General features: G+C 50.1%; 4 protein-coding genes. All 4 read left to right on the top strand.

The window, feature by feature from the left end:
• The first annotated feature begins 218 nt into the window (after positions 1-218).
• The 4 genes from J0A68_RS22320 to J0A68_RS22335 all read left to right on the top strand — a co-directional run bounded on the left by J0A68_RS22320 (position 219) and on the right by J0A68_RS22335 (position 3856).
• On the top strand, positions 219-1286 hold the full coding sequence (locus tag J0A68_RS22320) for a M42 family metallopeptidase (protein ID WP_206580482.1): 1068 nt from the start codon (positions 219-221) through the stop codon (positions 1284-1286).
• Positions 1287-1352: 66 nt separating this feature from the next.
• Entirely contained in the window at positions 1353-2111 is a 759-nt protein-coding gene (locus J0A68_RS22325) for a helical backbone metal receptor (RefSeq protein WP_206580483.1), read from the top strand.
• A gap of 373 nt (positions 2112-2484) precedes the next feature.
• The gene (locus J0A68_RS22330; RefSeq protein WP_206580484.1) at positions 2485-3249 is read left to right on the top strand and encodes a 3-keto-disaccharide hydrolase; all 765 of its coding nucleotides are present in this window, start codon (positions 2485-2487) and stop codon (positions 3247-3249) included.
• Between the two features lie 10 nt (positions 3250-3259).
• Complete coding sequence (locus J0A68_RS22335) at positions 3260-3856, top strand: 3-keto-disaccharide hydrolase (RefSeq protein ID WP_206580485.1); 597 nt, start codon at positions 3260-3262, stop codon at positions 3854-3856.
• Positions 3857-4047: the final 191 nt, after the last annotated feature.

The following is a 4047-nucleotide window of genomic DNA, read 5'->3' on the forward strand; positions in this document are numbered from 1 at the left end:
CACCGGTTATACATTGGAATTGAAACCAAGAATACCTGAACAACCAAAGAAGAAGAATCCATTGAAAACAGAAATTCTAACTCGATAATTGACAGAATAGTGACAACCATTTTCAGGCATAGTCAAATAACCAATAACCAATAACCAATAACCAATAACCAATAACCAATAACCAATAACCAATAACCAATAACCAATAACCAATAACTTCACCCTAAATGCAAAACGCAACCAACTTCCTCACCACCTACCTCAACAACGCCTCGCCGACCGGCTTTGAAGCATCCGGCCAGCAGATCTGGCTGGACTATGTGCGCCCTTTTGTGGACAGCTACTTCACGGACAACTACGGTACTGCCGTGGGCGTCATCAATCCCGAGGCGGAATACAAGGTCGTGATCGAAGCCCATGCCGATGAGATCAGCTGGTTTGTGAACTATATCAAGGACGACGGCTACATCTACGTCCGTCGCAATGGCGGCTCCGACCACATGATCGCACCGTCCATGCGGGTCAATATCCATACCGACAAGGGAGTGGTTCCTGGCGTATTCGGTTGGCCGGCGATCCACGTGCGCAAAGATGGAAAAGACGACGCGCCTACCTTGGACAATATTTTCATCGACGTGGGAGCCCGCTCCAAAGCTGAGGTGGAGGAAATGGGCATCCATGTCGGTTGCGTGATCACCTTCAAAGACGAACTGATCGAGCTGAATGGGAAGTTTTGGTCTGGACGCGCGCTGGACAACCGCATCGGAGGCTATATGATCGCCCAAGTGGCGAGAAAGCTGAAGGAGTCTGGGGCGAAACTGCCCTTTGGACTCTATATAGTAAACGCGGTGCAGGAGGAGATCGGCCTGCGTGGCGCGGAGATGATCGCCCATCGCATCAAGCCCAATGTCGCCATCATCACAGATGTGTGCCACGACACCACCGCGCCGCTATATAATAAAGTGACCAGCGGTGATCAGACTGCCGGCAAAGGCCCCGTCCTCACCTATGGTGCTTCGGTGCACAAGAAGCTGTTGGATTTGATCATCGATACCGCGCGAAAAAAGGAAATCCCGTTCCAGCGGGCGGCGGCTTCCAGAGTCACGGGAACTGACACCGATGCTTTCGCTTATTCCAACGAGGGCGTGCCTTCGGCTTTGATTTCCCTTCCGCTCAAGTACATGCACACGACCGTCGAGACGGCCAGCAAGGACGATATCGAGCAGGTCATCCAGCTGATGTATGAGTTTTTGGTCGGCTTCGATCCCAGCTTCGATTTCCGGTACATTAGTTAATAGAAATTGGGTTATTGGTTATTGGGACATCGAATAACCAATAACCCAATCACTTTTTTCTTCCGCATGTTCTTCACAGACCATCTTTCCCGAAAGGTTTCTATTCCGCATCCTCCCCAACGGATCATCTCCCTGGTTCCTTCGCAGACAGAGCTGCTCGTGGACTTGGGGCTGGAGGACAGGTTGGTAGGGGTGACCAAGTTTTGTGTGCATCCCACGCAGCTGCGGAAAAGCAAGACTGTCGTCGGCGGGACGAAAAATTACCGCTTTGAGCTCATTGACGAGCTCCAGCCCGACCTGATCATCGGCAACAAGGAGGAAAATGAGCGGGAGGGGATAGCAAAGCTCGCCGAGAAGCATCCAGTTTGGATGAGCGATATTGTTGGTTTGGAGGATTCGCTGCGGATGATTTCCGATTTGGGACAAATCACCGCGACCGAAACCCGGGCGGAGGAGCTTGCACGGACTATCCGAACTTCCTTTGCGCAAGCGCTACCCCAAAAAGGTCGGGCGGTGTATTTGATTTGGGACAATCCCAAGATGGCTGCGGGAAAAAAGACCTTTATTGATGCGATGTTGAGGTTTGCAGGCTTTGAGAATGCGATCGATGCGGAGCGGTACCCGACTGTTGAGGAAAGCGACTTGGCATCACTCGCTCCTGAATATGTCCTGCTGAGTTCGGAGCCGTTTCCTTTCAGCGAAAAGCATGCGCAAGAGCTCCAGCTTTTACTCCCAAAGTCCAAGATTTTGCTGGTGGATGGGGAGATGTTTTCTTGGTACGGTTCCAGATTGCTCCACGCGATGGATTATTTCAAAAGATTATAGGCAAAGCCAGCCAAGCGCTCGGATTTCCATTCGTAAAAATTAAACTTACCCTCAAGTACTTTTATAAAAAATTCAATTAACTTTTGGACGCTGTTCCTATTGTGGAGTTTGTCATCGGGAAAATAGAAAAAGCCCCAAGGCGTTTTTATCCTTAAGTGAAAGCAGCAGGGATTTTGTAAAACAGAATTTGTAAAACAGAATATGATTATCTGCTTTTATGCCAGTGGGCAGCCGTGACAACCCGAAAGAACGCTAAAATCGGGGCTTTGCCCTGCTTCGGTCATCGGTCTTCCGACCCGATTGAAGAAGCAAATTCGCTTACTGGCAAGATTGCGGATAATCATGAAACAGAAAAACACTATCTATTAATACTATGAAAAAAAGTTCGATTGCCTTGGCGGCCCTGCTGGCAATGGCTTGGGCTTGCGGCCCGAAAACAAGCGAGGAAAGCGTCGAGGTCACCGAGGAGGTGGCAGTCGTGGCTGACAACACATTGACCGAAGAGGAAAAAGCCGCCGGCTGGATGCTGCTCTTTGACGGCACGTCGATGGACGGCTGGAGAGCATTCAACGGAGACACTACCCCAGCCAACTGGATCATCGAAGACGGCGCCATGAAGGGGCTCGGAGCAACCGGCGGGGAAGACTTCGGCGGAGACGTGGTTTTTGGTCCGATGGAGTTTGAGCAGTTTGAGATGGAGTTTACCTGGAAAATCTCCCCGGGAGGCAACAGTGGCGTTTTTTACCACGTGGTGGAAGGCCCAAAATACAAGGCTCCCTACTACACAGGACCTGAATACCAAGTGATCGATCAGCTGGGCTTTGCGCAGCCGCTGGAAGACTGGCAGTCCATCGGTGCGGACTATGCGATGTACGTGCCGGACTACGAGGGTGTGGTGAAGCCAGCCGGTGAGTGGAATACCTCTAAGATCATCTTTTCCGAGCAAGGCTCCAGCTACTGGCTCAATGGCAAAAAAACCGTCGAGTTCGTGCCTTACTCCGAAGACTGGAATGCCAGAAGAAACTCTGGTAAGTGGAATGACTTCCCTGACTATAAAATCGCCAAGAAAGGCCTGATCGCACTGCAGGATCATGGCGATGCGGTATGGTTCAAAAACATCAAAATTAGACCCCTTTAAATAATCGATTATGAAAAAATTAGTATTGGTTGGGCTGTTGCTTTTGGTAGCCCAGGTGACATTTGCCCAAAAGAAGAAAAAACTCTTCAACGGAAAGGACCTTTCCGGTTGGGTGATCTACGGAACAGAAAAGTGGTATGTGGAGGATGGGCTTTTGGTATCCGAAAGCGGCCCGGACAAGGGGTACGGCTATTTGGGTACCGAGGAAGACTTCGATGACTTCGAGATCACTTTGGAGTTTAAGCAAGAGGCAAACGGCAACAGCGGTGTTTTCATTCGATCTACCGTAGATGGCACGAAGGTTTCTGGCTGGCAAGTAGAAGTGGCACCTCCAGGCCACGACACCGGTGGAATCTATGAGTCCTACGGAAGAGGCTGGTTGGTAAAGCCAGATCCGGAGAAGGACAAAGCCCTGAAATTTGGCGAGTGGAACAAAATGAAGATCGTGGTGAAAGGCGATAATGTCACTTCCTATGTCAACGGAGTCGAGATGGTGAACTTCTCAGATGCCAAGATTGGCGAAGGAAAAGGCGGGATTTGCCTGCAGATCCACGATGGTGGCGGGATCAAGGTATATTGGAGAAACATTGTTTTGAAAGAGCTGTAACAGTCCAAATAATTTCTAGAAAAGGCCCCTTGGAGAAGTTTCCTTGGGGCTTTTTTGTGGGGTGAAACTTTTCCCCGATCATTTCCAGGGAGTTACGTGGAAGTTGTGTTTTTTTTCGTGCGGGGTATTGTTGTGGAGGAAAAAAGGGGGATATTTGCACTCCCAATCGACGCGGACGGCGCGGGGGAAAG

Source organism: Algoriphagus oliviformis (genome assembly GCF_017254915.1).
In the GTDB taxonomy this organism is placed as follows: Bacteria; Bacteroidota; Bacteroidia; order Cytophagales; family Cyclobacteriaceae; genus Algoriphagus; species Algoriphagus oliviformis.